Source organism: Kitasatospora sp. NPDC049285, assembly GCF_040678815.1.
Lineage (GTDB): Bacteria > Actinomycetota > Actinomycetes > Streptomycetales > Streptomycetaceae > Kitasatospora.
The window spans coordinates 47,699-61,683 of the sequence record NZ_JBFAQR010000046.1; the positions used below are offsets into that span (position 1 = coordinate 47,699).

Here is a 13,985-nt window from a genome sequence, read left to right on the forward strand (position 1 = left end):
CACGCGCCGCTGCAAGGCGCGTGGACGCGCTGCTCAGTCAGTGACCCAGGCGAGGCCGCGGGACTTGGCGACGGCGGCGTAGGTCTCCAGCGAGATCCGGGCGACGGAGCGCTGGTCGAACTCCTCCAGGGCGCGGCGGCGGGCCGCCGCACCCAGGCGTATCCGCAGGTCGGGCTCGGTGAGGAGCCGGGCCAGTTCGCGGGTGAGGGCGTCGGCGTCGGCGGCGGGGGCGAGCAGCAGGTGCTCGTCGTGGTCGCCGATCTCGCGGCAGCCCCGGATGTCGCTCAGCAGCATGGGCAGGCCGCTGGCGGCGGCCTCCATGCCGGAGCGGGAGAAGCCCTCGCGGTAGGAGGGGAGGACGAAGACGTCGAGTGCGGCGTAGACGGCGGGCATGTCGTCGCGGCTGCCGAGGAACTCGAGGCCCTGTTCGGCGGCGCGCAGGGCGTCGGGCTTGTCGGGGTCGTCGGGGCCGATCCACACGAAGCGGGCCTTGCCGGCCAGCGCGCGGGCGGCCTCGGCGTACTCCCGGATGCCCTTCTCGGCGACTCGTCGGCCCACCCCGCCGACCAGCAACTCGTCCTCGCCGACGCCGAGTTCGGCCCGCAGCCGGGCACGCAGCGCGTCCCGCTCGGGGCCGGGCGCGGGGAACCGGTCGAGGTTGACGCCGTTGCCGACCACCCGGGAGCGCCGGGCCGGCACGAACCACCGGGACAGGGTCTGCCGGTCCTCGGCGTTCTGGTACAGCTCGGCGTGCGAGAAGCGGGCCGCGAAGGCCTCGGCGCCGAGCACCAGCAGCCGCTTGGCGAGCGGGTCGTGGGCCTGCGCCCAGAGTCCGTGGCAGGTGTTGACCACCACGGGGACGCGGGCCAGGCGGCCGAGCACCCGGCCGAGCACCCCGGTCTTCGGGTTGTGGGTGTGCAGCACGTCCGGGTTCAGCTCCCGCAGCACGGCGAGCAGTTCGCGGGCGGCGGCGAGGTCGGCGGCGGGCTGCCAGGCCCGGGTGAGCGAGGGCAGCGCGCGGTGCCGGACACCGATCCGCTCGATCCGCTCCAGGTACGGGCCGGGGGCGCTGATGCCGTAGGTCTCGAACCCGGACTCGACGTCGACGGTGAGTTCGGTGGCCAGCAGCAGGTGCAGCGACATGTCGACGGTGGTGAGGTGGGCGACCCGCAGCGGCCGGCCGCCCTCGCCGCGCAGTCTCAGCGGGAGCCGGTCAGGCACGGGCGCCCACCGCCTTCGCGGTGGCGACGATCCGGGCGTAGGCGCGCTCGGGGACCAGCCGGCCGTACAGCTTGGCGCGGAAGAAGTCGATCGGGTCGGTGCGGCGGACCGGGACGCGGTGGAAGCGCACCGGGTCGAAGCCGGGCAGGTTGCGCCCGACCTGGCCGGTGGCGGCGGTGCGGAACCGGGCGCGCAGCGCGGCGTCCAGGTGCGGGACGGGCGTGCCCCAGGTGTAGGCGAAGTGCCGCGGCCGGGTGCCGAGGTGCTCCTCGACGTCGTCGCCGCAGGCGTCGAGTTCGGCGGTGGTGAGTCGTTCGGGGCGGGCGTGGCTGCGGGTGTGGTTGGCGACGGTGCACAGCCCGGAGTCCGCCATCTCGCGCAGCTGCTCCCAGCTGAGGCCGGGTGCGACGGGACCCTTGGCGGTGGAGCCTTCCCAGGCCATCGGTCCGCCGACGTGGCCGCTGGCGAGGTAGACGGTGAACGGCAGGGCGCGTTCCTTCAGCAGCGGCCAGGCGTGGTGGTAGACGTCCTCGAAGCCGTCGTCGAAGGTGAGGACGGTGCTCGGGGTGCGCAGGCCGGCCGCCAACCGGTCGGTGGCCTCGTCCAGGGAGACCACCCGGCCCGGCGGGAGCTGGGCCAGCAGGTCCGCCTGGGCGGTGAAGTCGGCGGTGGCCAGGTCGAGTTCGTCGGCGGTGCCGCCGCCGATCCGGTGGTAGATGAGGACGGTGGCGCCCTCGCCCGGGACCTTCCCCGCGGCGCGGGCCAGCTGTTGCTTGACCTTCGCCCTGATGCCGCCGGCTGCAACGGCGGTGGTACTCATGGCTCCCCCTCGCGGTGCCCCCCGGCACCCGCACACGGAACGCCCGCCCCGGTGGGCGGCGCGACTCACAGTAGGGGGAACTGTGGTGCTACGGCCGTGGAAACGTGAAAGAAGTGCGAAGGTAGGCCGAAAATCAGCCGGTCCGACCGGTCCTGTCCGTTTGGTGGACGTTTCCCGGCAACCCGCCGGAGATCACGGAGTGGCGCCGCCGCCCGGGCGGAGCAGGCCCACCGCGAGCCGGGCCAGCAGCAGCACGCCGGCCGACAGGCACCCGGCCACCGCCATCACCCAGGCCGGGCCGTCGGTCTCCGGGACCAGCACCGCGACCACGATGCCCAGCGCCAGGCACCCGGCGGCCACCAGCGCGAGCAGCGCCTGGTGACGGCGCAGCCCGCAGCCGCTCCACAGGCCGGACCGGCGGGTAGCGGTTCGGTCACCTCGGGTGTCTGCCATGCCATCCACGGTAACCCGCCACCCGGGGCCGGGCCACACCCCCAAAGTGAGGGTTCGAGCACGCACCGACACGGTTCCCGAATGCCCGCGAAAACTCGCCGTCCGGCGTACAACCATCCCGGGGCGTCGGAGGTCTCCACTACATTGAGCGATCCAGGAGCCGTCCGACGAGCGGGGTTGGGAGTCCCCGCCGCGGGCTAGATCACTCGGGAGCGGAGCCGCCGCGCCCGGGGTCGGAGGCCGGGCTCCGCCTGCCGACGGTACCGCCACGCCGCTCGTCGGCGACCGAGGGGGGAACCGTGTCGTACGCCACCACTGCCGCTGCCGTCTGCGCCCCGCCCCATCCCCTGGCCATCCCCGCGTCCGCCGCCGTCCCGCGCGAACCGCGCGACCGGGGCAGCTGGCTGCGCTACTCGCCCGCACAGCCGCTGTTCCGGGCCCGCGCCGCCCAGCGGCTCGCCGTCCTCGCGTACCACGGCGTCACCGACGCCGGCTCGTTCCGCGCCCAGCTCGACCGCCTGCGCCGGCTCGCCACCCCCGTCTCCCTCACCGACGTGGAACGCGCCCTCGCCGACGGGCGTCCGCTGCCGCCGCGCTCCGTCCTGGTCACCTTCGACGACACCGACCGCACCGTGCTGCGGCACGCCCTGCCCGAGCTGGTCGCCCGCCGGATCCCCGCCGCCGCCTTCGTGATCGCCGAGCTGATCGGCACCGAGCAGCCGTTCTGGTGGCACGAGGCCGCGTTCCTGGCCCGCAACGGCGGCCGCGCCCGGCTGGTGCCCACCGGCGCCGACCCGGCCCGGGTGCTCGCCCTGCTCAAGGCGATGCCCGACCCCGACCGCCGGCGCAGCCTCCACGAACTGCGGGTCTCCGCCACCCGCCGGGCGCCCGCCCAGGACCAGCTGCGCCCGGAGGACCTGCGGACCCTGCGCGACGCGGACGTCGCGATCGGCAACCACACCCTCGGGCACCCGTCGCTGCGCCGCTGCGACGAGGCCACCGTGCACGCCGAGATCACCGGCGCGCACGGCGCGCTGACCCGCTGGCTGGGCGAGCCCCCGTCGGCGTTCGCCTACCCCGACGGCGGCTACGACGAGCGCGCCGACTCCGTCCTGCGCCAGCTCGGCTACCGGCTGGGCTTCCTGTCCGACCACCGGCTCGGCCCGCGGCTGCCCGCGCACCCGCTGCGGATCAGCCGCCTGCAGGTCGACTCGTCGACCAGCACCCGCCGGTTCGACACGATCCTCTCCGGCCTCGAACCCGCCGTCCAGCGACTGCTCGGCGCGTACGCCTGAGCGGTCTCCGAGGAGGTCTCCGGCCGCCCAGGCGGTGACGACCGCCGGGTGGATCCGGTCGGAGAGCCGACCGCCGCTCGGGTGGAACACCACCGTGACCGGCGCGAACCCGGCGGCCCTGGTACCCGCGTCGGGCCAGCGGCGCGCCGATCGCGAAGGTGGTGCCGCCGACGCCGAGCAGGAACCCGACCGCCGGCAGCGCGCCGTAACGGTCCGTCAGCGCGCCGAGCGGGACCCGGATGACATGTGCAGGGTCCTGTCGAAGTCGTCGGCCGGCGGCGCGATCAGGTTCCGCGCCCGGAAGGTCAGGGTGAAGCCGGCGGGCGGGGCGTCAGCGGGCCGCGGTGGCCAGCAGCTGCGCGGTGTGGGCGGGCAGCTCGACCGCGGCCAGGCCGCCGACCAGGTCGCCGACCGGCAGCTGGCCCTCGAACATCAGCCTGCCGCCGGAGAGCAGCAGCGCCGGGACGGGCGTGTCGAGTTCCGCCCGGTCCAGGGCGGCGGCCAGGGTGCACAGCGCCTCCCCCTGGGCCCGGACCCGTTCGCGCAGCGCCGCCCCGCCGCCGGTCCGGGCGATGACCCGGTCGATGGTCCAGGTGTCCAGCGCGGCGCGGTTGTCGTACCCGGCGGGGGCGCCCGCCGCGACGGTGGCCACCGCGGCGAGGGTGCCGGAGGTCACCAGGGCGACGTGCGCCAGGACCTGTTCGGCGGTCCACTCGCCGGGCGGCAGCGGGGCGGGCGGTGCGTCGGCGATCTCCTCGGCACCGGTGAGCAGGTCCCGGTACGCCTGGCGGAGCGGGGCGGGGTCGAACATCGCGCGGGTCTCCTCGGGCTCGGTCGGAAGCGGTACGGGTGAGCGGCGGTGCGGCGTGCGGTTCGGCGATTCAGCGGTTCGGCGGTTCAGCGGTTCGGCGGTTCAGCGGTTCAGCGGTGGCGCGGTTCAGCCGTGGCGCGGGGACATCTCCCACGGCGCCTGCGGGAGCGTCTCGCCGGTCTCCAGCAGCGACTTGAGGTTGGCCAGGACGGCCGGCCAGCCGTGCGAGATCGCGTCCAGGGCGGTGCGGTCGCGCAGCTTCTCGTGGGTGACGGTCAGGCGGACGATCTCCTCGTGCGGCTCGACCAGGAAGGTCACGGTCGCCGCGTCCTCGGTGCCCGCCAGGTCGGGCCGGTCCTCGAAGGTGATCACCAGTCGGGTCGGCGGTTCGGCGGCGAGCACCCGGCCGGTGACGTCCGACTGGCCGGAGCCGTCCAGGCGGCGGTGCTCCCAGGTGGAGCCGGGCTGCCAGTCCGAGACGTTGGCGTGGCCCCAGTAACGGGCCGTCAGGTCGGCATCGGTGAGGGCCCGCCACACCTGCTCCGGGGTGGCCCGGATGTACGTGACGTACACGTAGGTCGGGACGGTCTCCGCTGCGCTGTCCATGGCGTACTCCTCGGCCTGTCGTTTGATGGCGCCGAGCACGTCCAGCCGGGGCCGGTCGAAGTCGGCGATCCAGCGCTGCTCGATCTCGTGGATCGGCGCCGGATTGAGGTAGTGCAGGCGCTCCCGCCCCCGGCGGACCACGGTGACCAGGTTCGCGGCGACCAGCAGGTCGACGTGCTGCGTCACCGACTGGCGGGCCATCGCCAGCTGCGTGCACAACTCGCGCAGCGTCTGGCCGTTCTGCCGGCGCAGCCGGTCCAGGAGCAGCCGGCGGGTGGGGTCGGCGAGGGCTTTGAACGCCGCGTCCAGGTCGGTGGGAGTGGGGTCGGGGCTCACTCCTCGATTATGCAGGTGTTTGCCTGCCTATCGCAACGCACGAGGTCAGGGACCCCGGACCGCGGTGGCGGGGTCTCACACCGTGGCGGGGAGTCTCAGACGGTGGCGGCGGTGAGCAGGTGGCCCTGCGGGTAGTGCAGGGCGGCGGGCTGGAGGGTGGCGGGGCGGCCGGTGTGCAGGACGGTGAGGCTGCCGGTGCCAGGCGCGGCGTCGGGGCCGAGGCGGCGCAGGGCCTGGGCGGCGACCGCGTCGGCGGAGCCGTGCAGGCGGGCCGGGCCGGCCAGCGCGGCGGCGATCCGCTCGTCGACGAGTTCGTAGTGGGTGCAGCCGAGGACGACGTCCGTGGTGTGCGCGGGGGTGCGGGCGGCGGCGGAGGCGACGGCGGCGGCGATCGCCTGCTCGTCGGCGTGCTCGACCGCCTCGGCGAGACCGGGGCAGGCGACCTCGTGGACCTCGGCGGCGCCGCCGAACTCGGCGATCAGGCCGCGCTGGTACGGGCTGCCGGTGGTGCCCGGGGTGGCCCAGATGGCGACGGTGCCGCCGAGCGCCGCGGCGGGCTTGATCGCCGGGACGGTGCCGATCACCGGCAGGTCCGGTTCGAACTCCTCGCGCAGCCGGGCGAGCGCGTGCACCGAGGCGGTGTTGCACGCGACCACCAGCGCCTCGGGCCGGTGGGCGAGGGCCGCGCGGGCGCAGGCCAGGGCGTGCTCGGTGATGTCCTCGGGGGTCCGCGGTCCCCACGGCATGCCGTCGGGGTCGCAGGAGACGATCAGGTCCGCGTCCGGCCGCATGCGGCGCAGCGCGGCGGCGGCGGCGAGCAGTCCGATTCCGGAGTCCACGAGGGCGATCTTCACGAGCAACGACTCTACCTCCCCCGCCTCGCGCCGCCCGGTCCGGACGCCGGCCGCCGAGGGGTGGGAAGGGTTGAGCCGACACCCGGGCCGCGTTGCGGTGCGGGCCCGGCGCGGTGGGGCAGACTGCCGGGGTGACGGTGCTCTGGTGGGTGTCGGTGGTGTCGCTGGCGGCCTGGGTGTGGCTGGCGATCGGGCAGGGCGGGTTCTGGCGGACGGACGTGCGGCTGCCGCGGACCGGCGGGGAGCCCGAGCGGTGGCCGTCCGTGGTGGCGGTGGTGCCGGCCCGGGACGAGGCCGAGGTGCTGCCGGAGAGCCTGCCGAGCCTGCTGGCGCAGGAGTATCCGGGCCCGGCCCGGGTGGTGCTGGTGGACGATCACAGTGCGGACGGGACGGGCGGGTTGGCGGCGGCGCTGGCCGGTGGCGGCGGCCTGCCGCTGACGGTGACCACTCCCCCGGAGCTGCCGGCCGGCTGGACGGGGAAGCTCTGGGCGCTGCGGCACGGGGTCGCGCTGGCGGGCGACGCGGAGTGGCTGCTGCTGACGGACGCGGACATCGCGCACCGGCCCGGGTCGCTGCGGGCGCTGGTCGCGGCGGGCGAGGCGAACGGCCTGGACCTGGTGTCGCAGATGGCCCGGCTGCGGGTGGCGTCCGGCTGGGAGCGGCTGATCGTGCCGGCCTTCGTGTACTTCTTCGCGCAGCTCTACCCGTTCCGCTGGAGCAATCGGCCCGGGGCGCGGACCGCGGCGGCGGCGGGCGGCTGCTCGCTGGTGCGGCGGACGGCGCTGGAGCGGGCGGGCGGGGTGGCGGCGATCCGCGGGGCGGTGATCGACGACGTGTCGCTGGCCCGCGCGGTGAAGCGGACCGGCGGCCGGACCTGGCTGGGCCTGGCCGAGCGGGTCGACTCGGTGCGCCCGTACCCGGGTCTGGCGCCGCTGTGGCGGATGGTGTCGCGCAGCGCGTACGCGCAGCTCAAGCACTCGCCGCTGCTGCTGGCGGGCACGGTGCTGGGGCTGGCCCTGGTCTACCTGGTGCCGCCGGTGGCCGCCGTGGCGGGGCTGCTGACCGGGTCGTGGGGGACGGCGGCGGCGGGCCTCGCGGCGTGGGCGCTGATGGCGGGCACCTACCTGCCGATGCTGCGCTACTACGGCCAGGCTCCGGTGGCGGCCCTCGCGCTGCCGTTCACCGCGCTGCTGTACCTGCTGATGACGGTGGACTCGGCGGTGCAGCACTGGCGCGGCCGCGGCGCGGCGTGGAAGGGCCGGACGTACCCGCGCCCGCAGCAGAACTGACGATCTGTCGACAATCCGGGGTGAAATCCGCCCGCGGGCGGGCATGATCGGGCAATGGAACGTCAGGAGATCTCACGGATCGCGCACCGCGACCACCCCGTGGCGGCGCCGCTCTCGGACGAGTCGGTGGCCCGGTTGCTGGCGCGGGTGCTGCGGGACCGGCCGGCCGGGCGGGTGGTGGACCTCGGGTGCGGGGAGGGCGCGTGGCTGCTGCGGGCGCTGGCCGCTCACCCGGAGCTGCGGGCCGTCGGGGTGGACCTCGACGCGGGGGCGCTGACCGCGGCGCGGTCGGCGGCGGAGCGGCTCGGGGTGGTGCGGCGGCTCGGCCTGCACCACCTGGACGCCGGCGCGTTCACCGACCGGGAGCCGTTCGACGCGGTGTTCTGCGTGGGCGCCGCGTACGCCTTCGGCGGGCTGGCGCCCGCGCTGGCGCACATCGGCGGACTGCTCGCGCCGGGCGGCGTGGCGCTGGTCGGGGAGGCGTACTGGGAGGGCGAGCCGGACGCCCGGGCGCGGGAGTGGTTCGGCGAGGGGATCGCCGACCTGCCGGAGACGGTCGCGCGGGTGACCGCGGCGGGCTGGCTGCCGGTCGCGGGGCACACCTCGTCCCGCTCCGAGCTGGACGCGTACGAGTGGGCGTGGACGGGTTCGCTCGCCGACTGGGCGCTCGACCGGCCGCCGGGCCCCGAGCGCGAGCAGGCGCTGACCGCCTCCGCGGCGCACCGCGAGGACTGGCTGACGGGTTACCGGAGCGGTTTCGGCTTCGTCACCCTGGCGCTGCGTCGGAGCGACCCGGATGTGGGCGGCGGTCGATAGGGTTCGGGTCAACCGACGTGTCCGGAGGGGGACTTCATGGGGTTCAACGGTTCGCTGATCCTGGCTCGCACCCGTGCGAGCGCGACCGAGCTGCTGGCGGTGCCGGAGTCGGTCGAGATGTGGGTCGGCGACCCGGTGGACTGCCCGGACGGCTGGCGGGTGCTGACCGTGCGCCCGTACGGCGAGGAGCTGGTCGACGATCCGCTGGTGGCCCGGCTGGCCTGGCTGACCGGTGCGCCGGTGCTGGTGGCCCGGGTGTACCGCAGTGACTACGCGGTGGTGCGGGGCTGCGCGCCGGGCGCGGAGGTGTGGTCGCTGGAGCTGAACGTCCGCTTCGTGGTGGAGCAGGCCGTCTGGGAGGCGTTCGGCTGCACCGAGGAGGACGAGGGGATCACGGCCGAGGAGTGGGAGGAGTGCGTCTCCGAGGTCACCGAGCGCTGGGAACGGGAGCGGGCCGAGGCGGCGCAGGCGCTCCGGGGCTGGGCGGACGCGGCCGGGCTGCCGGTGACGGAGGATCAGGCGGCGCGCGCCGTCGAGGCGGAGGAGGTCTACGCCGAGGACGCGGTGTGGGAGATGTTCCAGCGGGTGGGCGTCGCCGTCCCGGCCGAGTAGGTCAGCGGCCGAGCATCCGCAGCACGGCGGGCTTGGTGTACTCGTAGCGGGCCATCTGCTCGTAGTCGAGCAGCCAGGCCCGCCGGCCTGGCGGGGTGATCAGCAGTTCGCGGTAGAGCTCCTCGAAGGCGGTGGAGACCGCCTCCAGGGAGAACCGGCCGACCACCCAGTCGCGGCCCCAACGGCCCAGCTCGGCGCGGCGGTCCGGGTCGTCGGCGAGGGCGCGGATCTGCGCGGCCAGCAGCTTGGCGTCCGGCGGGTGGTCGCCGTGGCCGTACATGCAGCGCGAGGCGTGCGGTTCGACCAGCGGGCCGGGTTCGTGGATCGCGGTGTAGCCGGCCGCGCCGTGCACGACGACCGGCTTGCCGAAGGCGAGGCCGCGCAGCGCGGAGCCGCCCATGCCGAGGACCAGGTCGGCGGCCTGGTAGGCGGGCCGCGGGTCGGCCCGCTGGCCGGTGAACACGATGGCGGGGCGGCCGAGTTCGCCGTTCAGCCGGTCGGCGAGCGCGCGCAGCCGGGGCTCGCTGGCGCCGGTGCCGACCACGGCGAGCACCAGGTTCGGGTCGTCGAGCAGGCGCACCGCGTGCAGGGTGCGCTCCACTCCCGCGTCCTTCTCCAGCCCGTCGACCAGCCGGGTGACGATGCACAGCAGCAACTGCCCGTCCGCGGCGCCGACTTCACGACGGAACTCGGCGCCGTCCACCGAACCCGGGGCGTCCTGGACGGTGTTGACGGGTGGTTCGATCAGCCGCAGGTCGCGGTGGCCGAACGCCCGGCCGTCCGGGAGCAGCGCGCCGAGGCCCAGCACCAGCGGCTGGTGCCGGGGCATGCCGCGGAGCATCCGGATGCCGTAGAAGGTGGTGACGACCGGCATCCGGCCGAGCCGACCTGGCCCGAAGTAGGCGTTTCGGGCGGCGCGCACCTCCCAGGCGTGCACCAGCTGGCTGCCGTGCTCGTCCGCCAGCTCCTCCAGCCGGCGGCGGATCTCGACGTTCGGGGTGGCCGGATCGCCGGCCACCACCAGGTCCAGGTCCTGCTTCGCGGCGAGGTCCACCAGCGGCGCCGGGCCGTCCACCCCCTGCGCGAACAGCACCGGTTGGTGCCCGCGGTCGCGCAGGGTTCTGGCGATGTCGACGGCGTTCAACTGGGCGCCGCCGAGGGCCAGGTTGTTGAGGTGGACCAGGACCCGGACCGAACGCACGCTCATTCCTCCCACTGGTGCGGCACGAACACCGGCGCGGCCAGCACCACCGCGCGCGGCGGGGTGTCCAGCATCGGGCCGAACACGTCGAACTGGCCGGCCGAGTGCCAGCTCATCAGTGTCCCGCCGTCAGTCTTGCCGATGCTGTACACGCCGGTCCACAGCGTGTATCGGCCACGCGGCAGCGGCAGCCGCGGGATCACGCAGGCGACCGTGCGCTCGCCACCGGTCAGCCGCACCTCGTGGCTGATCTGGAAGATCGGGCTGGAGGTGCCCTCGCTGACGCCCAGGTGCAGGGTGGCGTCGCCGCGGTAGTCGCCGCTCAGGGTGAGCTCGACGGTCACCGGCTCGTCGGTGTGCAGGCTCTCCCCGTCGTTCTCGCCGCGCACCTCGTACTTCAGCAGCTCCAGCGGCTCGCCGCTGCGCGCGGACGCCTCCGACTGCTGCTCGATCGAGTCCCGGTACCCGGCGAGGGCGTCGCGGATGCCCGCGTCGACCCGGACGGTGCCCTGCTCCAGCCAGATGCCGCGGCGGCAGATCGACTGCACCGCGGGCAGGTCGTGCGAGACGAAGACGATGGTGGTGCCCTGCTCGGCGACCTCCCGCATCCGGTCCAGGCAGCGCTGCTGGAACACCGCGTCGCCGACCGCCAGCACCTCGTCCACCAGCAGCACGTGCGGCTCCAGGTAGGCCGCGACCGCGAAGCCCAGGCGCATCTGCATGCCGGACGAGTAGAACTTCACCTGCCGGTCGATCGCCCCGCCGAGTCGGGCGAACTCCACGATGTCGTCGAACCGGCCCGCCACCTCACGCCGCTTCAGACCGAGCAGCGCGCCGAACAGGTAGATGTTCTCCCGGCCCGTCAGGTCCGGGTGGATGCCGGCCCGGATCTCGATCAGTGCGCCGATCCGGCCGCGCACGTCGATCACCCCGGCGTACGGGTACATCACCCGGGTCAGCATCTTCAGCAGGGTCGACTTGCCCGAGCCGTTGGAGCCGATCAGGCCGACCGACTCGCCGGGCTCGATGTGCAGGTTGATGTCCCGCAGCGCCCAGCGCCAGTCCTCGCCGCGGTCGCCGCGCAGCCGGCGGGCGGCCTGCTCCACCTTGTCGCGCAGCAGCATCCGCTGCTGGTCGGCGCGGAAGCGCTTCCACACCTGCTCGGTGCGGATGGTGCCCAGGGGGTACTCAGGCGACATCGGCGATCCCCGTTTCGAGCTTCTTGAAGATCAGGTAGCCGCCGGCCAGGAAGACCAGCGAGCTGGCCGCGGCGATCAGGGTCAACTGGGCGTTGGGCGCCTCGCCGAACAGCAGCGCCTTGCGGTAGCCCTCGATCACCGCGCCGAGCGGGTTCAGGCCGACGTAGACCTCCTGCAGCCGCAGCGGGATCTTCGCCAGCGGGTACGCCACCGGGGTCGCGAAGACGCCCATCTGCGTGATGATCGGCAGCAGGTGCCGCACGTCGCGCAGGTACACCACCGCCACCGACAGGATCAGCGCCACCCCGTAGGTGAAGGCGAACTGGATCGCCAGCAGCGGCACCGCCCACAGGAAGGTCGCCGCCGGGGCCGTCCAGAACACCAGGAACATCAGCGCCAGCACCCCGACGCCGATCACCATGTCCACCGTGGCGACCAGCATGGTCGCCAGCGGGAACACCTCGCGCGGGCAGTACACCTTGTTCAGCAGGCTCAGGTTGTTGGCCAGGCTGAGCGCGCCCTGGTTCATCGTGTTGCTGAAGAACTGCCAGACGATCAGGCCGACGTACGCGAACAGCGTGTACGGCGCCGCCCCCGTGTCGATCTTCACCGCGCGGTGGAACACCAGGGTGAAGATCGCGCACAGCGCCAGCGGTGTGAGCACCGCCCAGGCGAAGCCCAGCACCGCCTGCTTGTACCGGGCCCGCAGGTCGCGCTCGGCCAGCGCGCGGACCAACTCCCGGGCCGCCCACAGCTCCTTGGCCACCTGCACCGGCCGCAGCCGGCGTTTGAAGACCAGCTCCGGTGGCGGCCCCGCCGGGAGCGCCCTCACCGGCGGAGCGAGTTCGCCCCGTTCCTCGACGACCTGCGCGCGCTGTCCCCCCACGGACTCCCGCCCTCTCCGGAGGCTGTGGTGTGCCTCTGGTGCCCTGGGCCGGGCTACTGCACACACCGGCCGCTCTCGGCGACCACGATGGCACAGTGTGTGCGAGCCAGGGGCAGGTTCGGTGAAGATTGCACCAGCTCAGGCCGGTACAACTCCCGCGCGGTCAGCCCCGGTTCGCATCGGACACCAACCGGTCGAGGGCGGACGGCATCTGCTCCACCCCGCCCGCCCGGCTCGGCGAGGTCCGCCCCGCGCCGTCCAACAGCACCGTCGGCAGCTCGTTGATCCCCTCGCGCGCGAACTCCCTCGCCGCGCCGTCCACCGCGCCGCCGACCTCCGCGGAGCCGTACGCCGCCCGGAACCGCGCCTCGTCCACGCCGTGCCGCACCGCCCACGCGGCCGCCGCCTGCTCGGTCGTCAGGTCGAGGTGCTGCTCGCGCACCGCGTCGAACACCGACTGCTGCAGCCGGTCCACCTCGCCGAGCCGCTCCAGCGTGTAGAACAGCCGCGCGTGCGCCCGCTGTTCGGCCTCGTCCGGATCGCCCGGCCACACCGCGGGCACCCGTCGCAGCGTCACCTCCCGGCCGTGCTGCGCGGCCCAGCGGGTCAGCGGCTGCTCCAACTGCGCCGAGTGCGGGCAGTCGTACCAGAAGAACTCCACCGCCTCGTGCGTCCGCTCGGCCCGCGGCCCCGGCTGCGCGGGCTCCAACGGCCGGGCCTGCACCGGCGCGTGCTGCTGCGACACCCCCGGCGGCTGCCCGACGCCCGGGTACGAGGGCCGGGCGAGCAGCCGGTTCGCCGGACCGTGCGCGTCGAGCGGCCGGGCGGGCGCCGCCTCGGCGGCCGCCGGCGCGGACAGCAATCCGCCGGCGACGACGAACAGAACCGTGTTCCGGAGCAGCGACTTCACGCTCCGCAGCCTGACATCCCGGACCTGCGCCGATCCAGGCCAGGCGGTCCGCAGCGACGCAATTCGCCGGATCGGAGCAGCGCTTCGATCGCCAAGCGCCCGCACCCGAACAGATTTTACCGAAGTATTACCACGCAACTCGGATCGACATTTCCGACATGGCGTCAGCAACCGCCCAATCCGACCCCGGTGGCGCGGAAATGCCGGTCCGGCGAGTCGTCCGGCCGTGCCACCCTCATCGACGGCCGATGATCACCGGCCGCCGAACCATTCACATCGAAAGACGGGGGGAACCGATGCCAGCCACATCCACGCAGGCCACGACCCGATCCAGACGCATACTCGCCGCCACCCTGGCCACCGCCCTCGGCACCTTCGCGCTCAGCGCCGTCGGCGCGCCCGCGCACGCCGACCCGGCCGCCAAGCCGGCCGCGCCCGCCGCCGCGCCGCTGACCGAGGACAAGGCCGTCGCGAAGGCCCGCAGCACCGGCAAGGCCGTGCCCGTCGACGCGGCGACCACCGCGACCGACACGCTGACCGCCAACCCGGACGGCTCGCTCACCCTCAACCAGAGCCTCGCGCCGGTGCGCCGCTACCAGAACGGCGCGTGGAAGAACCTCGACGCGACGCTGGTCAAGCGCGCGGACGGTGGCGTCGGCCCGGCGCTGTCCTCCAC

General features: G+C 74.5%; 14 protein-coding genes and 1 pseudogene. 5 read left to right on the forward strand and 10 right to left on the reverse strand.

Annotated elements, in window-relative coordinates; genetic code table 11:
- Positions 1-33: 33 nt before the first annotated feature.
- From AB0K51_RS25200 to AB0K51_RS25210, 3 genes are all read right to left on the reverse strand, one after another.
- The gene (locus tag AB0K51_RS25200; protein ID WP_363459264.1) at positions 34-1,221 is read right to left on the reverse strand and encodes a glycosyltransferase; all 1,188 of its coding nucleotides are present in this window, start codon (positions 1,219-1,221) and stop codon (positions 34-36) included.
- Positions 1,214-2,041, reverse strand: coding sequence for a polysaccharide deacetylase family protein (locus AB0K51_RS25205; RefSeq protein WP_363459266.1), 828 nt, complete (start codon positions 2,039-2,041; stop codon positions 1,214-1,216). The genes AB0K51_RS25200 and AB0K51_RS25205 overlap by 8 nt, the downstream gene beginning before the upstream one ends.
- 192 nt (positions 2,042-2,233) lie before the next feature.
- Positions 2,234-2,494: a hypothetical protein gene (locus AB0K51_RS25210; protein WP_363459268.1), complete on the reverse strand. Its 261-nt coding sequence runs from the start codon at positions 2,492-2,494 to the stop codon at positions 2,234-2,236.
- A gap of 299 nt (positions 2,495-2,793) precedes the next feature.
- Between AB0K51_RS25210 and AB0K51_RS25215 the strand changes: the two genes are divergently transcribed.
- A complete protein-coding gene (locus AB0K51_RS25215; RefSeq protein ID WP_363459270.1) occupies positions 2,794-3,789 on the forward strand; it encodes a polysaccharide deacetylase family protein in 996 nt (331 codons plus the stop codon).
- A 331-nt stretch (positions 3,790-4,120) separates the two neighbouring features.
- Here AB0K51_RS25215 and AB0K51_RS25220 read toward each other — a convergent pair whose 3' ends face one another.
- The 3 genes from AB0K51_RS25220 to AB0K51_RS25230 all read right to left on the reverse strand — a co-directional run bounded on the left by AB0K51_RS25220 (position 4,121) and on the right by AB0K51_RS25230 (position 6,396).
- Positions 4,121-4,600, reverse strand: coding sequence for a DinB family protein (locus AB0K51_RS25220; protein WP_363459271.1), 480 nt, complete (start codon positions 4,598-4,600; stop codon positions 4,121-4,123).
- Positions 4,601-4,726: 126 nt separating this feature from the next.
- Positions 4,727-5,515 carry an SRPBCC domain-containing protein gene (locus AB0K51_RS25225; RefSeq protein WP_363459287.1) on the reverse strand — a complete coding sequence of 263 codons (789 nt, stop codon included), beginning with the start codon at positions 5,513-5,515 and terminating at the stop codon, positions 4,727-4,729.
- 122 nt (positions 5,516-5,637) lie between these two features.
- Positions 5,638-6,396, reverse strand: coding sequence for an aspartate/glutamate racemase family protein (locus tag AB0K51_RS25230; protein ID WP_363459273.1), 759 nt, complete (start codon positions 6,394-6,396; stop codon positions 5,638-5,640).
- Between the two features lie 131 nt (positions 6,397-6,527).
- Here AB0K51_RS25230 and AB0K51_RS25235 point away from each other — a divergent pair, with 131 nt between their 5' ends.
- Genes AB0K51_RS25235 through AB0K51_RS25245 form a run of 3 tightly spaced genes read left to right on the forward strand, consistent with a single transcriptional unit; the run spans position 6,528 to position 9,113 of the window.
- Complete coding sequence (locus tag AB0K51_RS25235; protein WP_363459275.1) at positions 6,528-7,685, forward strand: glycosyltransferase; 1,158 nt, start codon at positions 6,528-6,530, stop codon at positions 7,683-7,685.
- Between the two features lie 54 nt (positions 7,686-7,739).
- A complete protein-coding gene (locus AB0K51_RS25240; protein WP_363459276.1) occupies positions 7,740-8,501 on the forward strand; it encodes a class I SAM-dependent methyltransferase in 762 nt (253 codons plus the stop codon).
- A 36-nt stretch (positions 8,502-8,537) separates the two neighbouring features.
- On the forward strand, positions 8,538-9,113 hold the full coding sequence (locus AB0K51_RS25245) for a hypothetical protein (RefSeq protein ID WP_363459277.1): 576 nt from the start codon (positions 8,538-8,540) through the stop codon (positions 9,111-9,113).
- A gap of 1 nt (position 9,114) precedes the next feature.
- On the opposite strand, the gene AB0K51_RS25250 is transcribed toward AB0K51_RS25245, so the two are convergent.
- The 4 genes from AB0K51_RS25250 to AB0K51_RS25265 all read right to left on the reverse strand — a co-directional run bounded on the left by AB0K51_RS25250 (position 9,115) and on the right by AB0K51_RS25265 (position 13,309).
- Positions 9,115-10,320, reverse strand: a complete 1,206-nt coding sequence (locus AB0K51_RS25250; protein ID WP_363459279.1) for a glycosyltransferase family 4 protein — start codon at positions 10,318-10,320, stop codon at positions 9,115-9,117.
- The gene (locus AB0K51_RS25255) at positions 10,317-11,513 is read right to left on the reverse strand and encodes a polysaccharide ABC transporter ATP-binding protein (RefSeq protein WP_363459280.1); all 1,197 of its coding nucleotides are present in this window, start codon (positions 11,511-11,513) and stop codon (positions 10,317-10,319) included. The genes AB0K51_RS25250 and AB0K51_RS25255 overlap by 4 nt, the downstream gene beginning before the upstream one ends.
- The gene (locus tag AB0K51_RS25260; RefSeq protein ID WP_363459282.1) at positions 11,503-12,399 is read right to left on the reverse strand and encodes an ABC transporter permease; all 897 of its coding nucleotides are present in this window, start codon (positions 12,397-12,399) and stop codon (positions 11,503-11,505) included. The genes AB0K51_RS25255 and AB0K51_RS25260 overlap by 11 nt, the downstream gene beginning before the upstream one ends.
- Positions 12,400-12,562: 163 nt before the next feature.
- Positions 12,563-13,309 (reverse strand): thiol:disulfide interchange protein DsbA/DsbL, encoded by a 747-nt coding sequence (locus AB0K51_RS25265; protein WP_363459283.1) that lies wholly within the window; start codon positions 13,307-13,309, stop codon positions 12,563-12,565.
- Between the two features lie 296 nt (positions 13,310-13,605).
- Between AB0K51_RS25265 and AB0K51_RS25270 the strand changes: the two are divergent.
- A pseudogene (locus AB0K51_RS25270) lies at positions 13,606-13,985 on the forward strand (hypothetical protein); the annotation flags it as partial.

Coding starts and splice junctions, on each gene's coding strand:
- AB0K51_RS25220 (WP_363459271.1), bottom strand. CDS start 4,600: ATGTTCGACCCCGCCCCGCTCCGCCAGGCGTACCGGGACCTGCTCACC.
- AB0K51_RS25245 (WP_363459277.1), top strand. CDS start 8,538: ATGGGGTTCAACGGTTCGCTGATCCTGGCTCGCACCCGTGCGAGCGCG.
- AB0K51_RS25240 (WP_363459276.1), top strand. CDS start 7,740: ATGGAACGTCAGGAGATCTCACGGATCGCGCACCGCGACCACCCCGTG.
- AB0K51_RS25205 (WP_363459266.1), bottom strand. CDS start 2,041: ATGAGTACCACCGCCGTTGCAGCCGGCGGCATCAGGGCGAAGGTCAAG.
- AB0K51_RS25210 (WP_363459268.1), bottom strand. CDS start 2,494: ATGGCAGACACCCGAGGTGACCGAACCGCTACCCGCCGGTCCGGCCTG.
- AB0K51_RS25255 (WP_363459280.1), bottom strand. CDS start 11,513: ATGTCGCCTGAGTACCCCCTGGGCACCATCCGCACCGAGCAGGTGTGG.
- AB0K51_RS25250 (WP_363459279.1), bottom strand. CDS start 10,320: ATGAGCGTGCGTTCGGTCCGGGTCCTGGTCCACCTCAACAACCTGGCC.